Source organism: Amphritea sp. (assembly GCF_048266285.1).
Classification (GTDB): domain Bacteria; phylum Pseudomonadota; class Gammaproteobacteria; order Pseudomonadales; family Balneatricaceae; genus Amphritea.
Genome location: NZ_JBLWZV010000048.1, coordinates 1 through 5545 on the forward strand (window position 1 = coordinate 1; position 5545 = coordinate 5545).

General features: G+C 45.7%; 5 protein-coding genes. All 5 read right to left on the minus strand.

The annotated features are described in order from the left end of the window. Positions 1-185: 185 nt before the first annotated feature. Complete coding sequence (wecB, locus tag ACN0T0_RS20290) at positions 186-1304, minus strand: non-hydrolyzing UDP-N-acetylglucosamine 2-epimerase (RefSeq protein ID WP_417228673.1); 1119 nt, start codon at positions 1302-1304, stop codon at positions 186-188. Positions 1305-1376: 72 nt separating this feature from the next. After that, positions 1377-2483 carry a UDP-2-acetamido-2,6-beta-L-arabino-hexul-4-ose reductase gene (gene wbjC / locus ACN0T0_RS20295; RefSeq protein ID WP_417228675.1) on the minus strand — a complete coding sequence of 369 codons (1107 nt, stop codon included), beginning with the start codon at positions 2481-2483 and terminating at the stop codon, positions 1377-1379. A 3-nt stretch (positions 2484-2486) separates the two neighbouring features. Beyond that, a complete protein-coding gene (locus ACN0T0_RS20300) occupies positions 2487-3521 on the minus strand; it encodes a polysaccharide biosynthesis protein (protein ID WP_417228677.1) in 1035 nt (344 codons plus the stop codon). Positions 3522-3528: 7 nt separating this feature from the next. After that, positions 3529-4671, minus strand: coding sequence for a hypothetical protein (locus tag ACN0T0_RS20305; protein ID WP_417228679.1), 1143 nt, complete (start codon positions 4669-4671; stop codon positions 3529-3531). Further along, a complete protein-coding gene (locus ACN0T0_RS20310; protein WP_417228681.1) occupies positions 4664-5386 on the minus strand; it encodes a hypothetical protein in 723 nt (240 codons plus the stop codon). Before ACN0T0_RS20310 ends, ACN0T0_RS20305 begins: the two co-directional genes overlap by 8 nt. Positions 5387-5545: the final 159 nt, after the last annotated feature.

The following is a 5545-nucleotide window of genomic DNA, read 5'->3' on the forward strand; positions in this document are numbered from 1 at the left end:
GTGAATAACTTGCATGAACATTCTCCACTACGCAAAATATACTGTAGTCGGCAGCTAACCGCAGGATACGCTCTTCGCCACGACAGTGCTGCGCAAGCTGAGACCAGAACCTGAGGGACACGGCATAATCACGGCAATGCGTTACTCGGAAGCGGCGGAACAGGGAATGCGTCATCAGTGACTCGTTAGTACTTCTTCCACACTACCCGATTCACATAATCGGTGTAGCTGTGAATAATACGAACTACCTTATCTGACACATTCGGCATACTGTAATCTGCCACCAACATCAAACCCCGCTCTTCACCTCGGGGTTGGGATTCCAGGATGGCAAGCCCTTGCAGCACTCTCTCCACATCCAAACCCACCATCATAACGGCAGCCTCTTCCATGCCTTCTGGGCGCTCATGGGCCTCCCGCAGATTCAAAGCTGGAAAATTCAGAATTGAAGACTCCTCATTAATAGTGCCGCTATCAGACAATACTCCTTTGGCAGAAAGCTGAAGCCGTACGTAGTCATGAAAGCCTAAAGGCTTTATTAGCCTAACCTTTGGATGGAATTCCGAGCCAGCGGCATTGATTCGCTTTTGGGTGCGAGGATGCGTGGACACAATCACCGGAATATTATAGTTTTCTGCGACACTGTTCAGAGTCTCGACCAACTTATTAAACGATCGCTCTGACTCAATATTTTCCTCACGATGTGCACTCACAACAAAATACCGCCCTTCTTTCAACTCTAATCGTTGCAAAGCGTCTGAGGCATCTATCTGGGGGCGGTAATGATTCAATACCTCAAACATAGGACTACCGGTTTTAATCACCTGATCCGGAGAGAGACCTTCGCGCAATAAGTAGTCTCGCGCTATGGTGCTGTATGTCAGGTTAATATCCGCAGTGTGGTCAACAATACGGCGATTAGTTTCCTCGGGCACTCGTTGATCAAAACAACGATTGCCCGCCTCCATGTGAAAAATCGGGACTTTTCGACGTTTTGCAGGGATCACCGACAGGCAACTGTTGGTATCACCCAGAACAAGCAAAGCCTCTGGCTTGACGGTTTCTAACACCTCATCAACCGCCGAGATCAAATTGCCGATTGTGTTCGCCGCACTCTTACTCCCCTCTGCACTGTTCAGAAAGTAGTCCGGCTTACGAATATTCAAGTCATCGAAAAAGACCTGGTTCAATTCGTAATCATAGTTCTGACCTGTATGAACCAGTATGTGCTCACAGAACTCATCCAGCCGAGCCAGTACACGGGAAAGGCGGATAATTTCCGGACGAGTGCCCACTACCGTCATAACCTTCATCTTTTTCATAAAGAATTTCACTCAACTACACATTGATCAAAAGGCTGCAGAGACATTGAAGAATCAGAGTGGACAAGCAAAAGTATCGGGGTTTTCACGGTCAAAAATTTCGTTAGCCCAAAGCATGCATACCAGCTCGCTGTCGCCTTCGTTGGTGATGTCGTGGGTCCAGCCCGGTACGGTTTCCACAATTTCAGGCTTGTCACCAGAGGTGCGCAGCTCATAAAACTCCTCGGTCTGCATGTGGCGGAATCGGAAACAGGCCTCGCCTTTAATCACCAGGAACTTTTCAGTTTTCGAATGGTGGTAATGCCCGCCACGAGTAACTCCGGGGTGAGCGGTGAAAAACGAAAACTGACCAGAATCAGGGGTCTTCAGCATTTCCACAAACACTCCGCGCTCATCCCCATGCTGGGGCACGGTATAGGTAAAGTTCTCCGGTGGCATGTAACTCACATAGGTGGAATACAAGGCGCGAGTCAAGCCTGTGCCTACAGGCTCGGTAATCAGGTTGTCCCGGGTAGCTTTGAAGCGCTGCAACTGTTCCGACAATTCGCCCACAGTAATCTGATAAACCGGGTCTACGTTAACAAAGGGTGTAACCTGTGCACCACCATCCAGTAAGCTAATAAAGCTGGCTACCACGTCATCAATGTAAACCAGCTGAATTACTGCACCCGGATTATTAATCTGCACTGGCAAATCCCGGGCGATGTTATGACAGAACGTAGCCACCGCCGAGTTGTAATTGGGTCGCGCCCATTTACCGAATACATTGGGCAGCCTGAAAATGTATATCGGGCAGTCGGTCGATCGGTTAAGGTCCAGAAGGGCATCTTCCGCCGCACGCTTGCTGATCCCGTAATCGTTATCCCGTTCAACCTGAATAGAGGAAGTATAAACCACGGGAATCTTCCGGCCGGATTCCTTCAGCGCCTTACACAAAGCTTGAGTTAGCCCGGCATTGCCGGTACAGAATTCAGACGGGTCTTCAGGGCGGTTAATACCCGCTAGATGAAACACCCAATCCACGCCAACCAGAAGGCCAGGCAAATCAGCCTCAGTGTGCTCGCGAGTAAACGGAACTACCTCGACGCCGCCTCGCTCACATAAATGCATTTGCAGGTTCTTGCCAATAAATCCGTTAGCGCCGGTTACCAGTGCACGCATGGTTCAATCCTCCGTGTTGAGGTATTCACCCCGTTCCAGGGCGCGAATGAAATCCAGCTTACGTAACAACGTTTGCATACCCGCTACATCGAGGCGTTCGGTGTTGTGGGAGTTATAATCCTCGGTATGAGAGATCTTCTCCTCACCCTGTTCCACAAACTTGCTGTAGTTCAAATCCCGAAGATCGGGTGGAACCTGGTAATAGCCGCCGAGATCATGCGCACAAGCCATTTCTTCTCGACTAAGCAGCGCCTCAAACAGCTTCTCACCATGGCGGGTACCGATTACGTTAATCGGGTGATCCGGCTTACCCATCATATCGGTAAGCGCACGCGCCAAAGTGTCAATCGTAGCGGCAGGAGCCTTCTGCACAAAAAGATCGCCGTTAGAGCCGTGCTCAAAAGCGTATAACACCAACTCCACCGCATCGGCCAGAGTCATCATAAAGCGCGTCATACTCGGATCAGTGATGGTCAAGGCCTGCCCGGCACGAATCTGGTCCACGAACAGCGGAATGACCGAACCGCGAGACGCCATAACGTTGCCATAGCGAGTACCACAGACAACAGTTTTCTTCGGGTCGACATTGCGGGACTTTGCAACCATCACCTTTTCCATCATCGCCTTGGATATACCCATGGCATTGATGGGGTACACCGCTTTATCTGTACTCAGGCAAACTACACGCTTCACCTCGTTCTGAATGGCTGCCTCAAGGACATTTTCGGTACCAATAATATTTGTTTTCACAGCCTCCATAGGGTGAAACTCACATGACGGCACCTGTTTGAGGGCTGCTGCGTGAAATATGTAATCGACGCCCCGAGTAGCATTCAGCAAGCTAGTGTAATCGCGAACATCACCAATATAAAATTTAAGCTTGGGATTGGCGAATCGCTTTCGCATGTCATCCTGCTTTTTTTCATCCCGGCTAAAAATACGAATTTCTTCAATGCCGCTATCCAAAAAACGATTAAGGACAGCATTACCGAAAGAGCCAGTACCCCCAGTGATTAGTAGCTTTCTTTGATCAAACATAACTCACCTATTTGTAATCGTTCAATTCTGACCGAATCATATCTAAATATCGAGATGCGCGGACGTCGGGGCCAGGCAATTCTTGCACGAAATCATGCGCCCTTTTCGTACTTTCACCCCTGACATCAGCAGGTAAGGAAAAAAACTTACGGATTGAAATCGCAATAGAATAGGGACTTAGCGGATCAAAATAGTTCGCATGTACACCACATATATCACGTATAAAACTCCTGTCCGACACAAACAACGGTTTCTTAAGCATAAATGTTTCAATTGGAACGGCAGAAAAGCACTCCAAAACCGTCGGAAATATGACTCCATCTAGATTAGCGTAGAAGCTAGGGCACTGAGACAATCTTAGAGGGCCAACATTAATCACGCTCTGCTGAAAATTTTCATCGCAAGCATGCCACTCATCATCAGTAAATGTGACATATAGTGAAACCGTCATGTTAAATTCGGCTTTAAGGAGGCGCTTAACCTCTGGAAGGACTTTGAGATTTTTATGAGGGTAGTTTCTGGAGACGAGGCCAAGCTTAATATTCTCGGATTCCATTCCATGGCCGGATAAAGGCTCCCATTCAGCCTTGTTGGAAAAAACAGAATGCACTGCACTTTCTACAACATATATTTTTTTATTGCGAAAGAAAAAGCTCTGCAACAACCCTTTCTTAACGTGTGGTAACTCAACAACCATCGATGAAGCAAGGGAAAAAAACAGCTTTTGAACAAAGTGTTTAAGCCTTGTTTTTACTTTCTTAATAAGTGAAAGATCTTTAAAAACAGGATTATCAGGATAAATTATATTCGGCTGAGCAAATCCTATGAAATGGTTTTCGATCTTTCTGAACGTATAGGCTGGACCAAACACAGTAAATACAGCGTGGTAGCCGCCCAGCTTACTTCCTAGACCTTTCCAAATTGCTGAGACACCATAAAAATCCGCCACCTCATATTTTGCAAACCTGCTAACATCAATATCTAGCGACTTAAGGTTATCGTCCACCCTGGTTGATACGAGCAGATGGATTTTAAAATCATCAAAAGTACTAGAATCCATTTTACTAATGCAATCGATTATCGAAGAGGCAACCGCCACTCCCCCCCCCACATGAAGGTTAGAACAATTAATAAGAATCCGTTTATTCACCTGAAATCCTACTTTTCAAAAGAGGAACATACTTTCGTAGCACTGCTTTCCAATAGTCATCATCCAAAATCGGGTCGGCATCATCCAAATATTTTCTAAGGAAATCGATAGATACCGTTTGGTCATCACCTTTAGGATGCGTATTAATTTCACAAGGAACGTTCAATAAACCTGAGATCTCAGTTACAAGATATGGCACGGGAACATTCGATGCCGATGCTAGCGTTTGGATGCTACAAGCACCCAACCGTTCGTTAACAACGAGCTGAACGATTCTTACAACATCATCAATGTCGATTAGATTTCTAACGGCATTCCCATGGACGTCCAAACATCTTCTCTCCATACAAGAACGAACAAGATAACTAACAAGCGTATTATTAAGAACCACGCCTACGACTTGAGGAAGACGAAAGATATAAAAGTCTTTTGCTTTATTCACTAGCAGTGCTTCCATGTTTTTTTTGTGTTCAGAGTACGCATTAGATTTATTCATAAGTATGCTAGTAGAAGAAAAGTATATAATTTCTGAATCTGGGTTCTCCTCGACAACCTTTTCAAGCAGCTCCCTTTCTCTCTGAAATTCGCGAACCCGCGCTTCGCTTGAATTTGAAACGCCAGATGCAAATACCAAAGTTTGACGAGAAAACCTAGACTCAGAAAAGGCTTGGGCAATCATTCCGCTCCCAATAATCTGAGGAGTAATACCATGCATTTATCAATCCTTCACTAAAAGTAAAAACCATCAACTTAAGAAAAATATTTAAAATTACGATAATTTCAAATATAACTTTTTTTTGTGAAAATCCTAACTAAAATAAATGAAATTATATATCCTGATAATATTGACCAGAAATATGCATAAGATGACAGA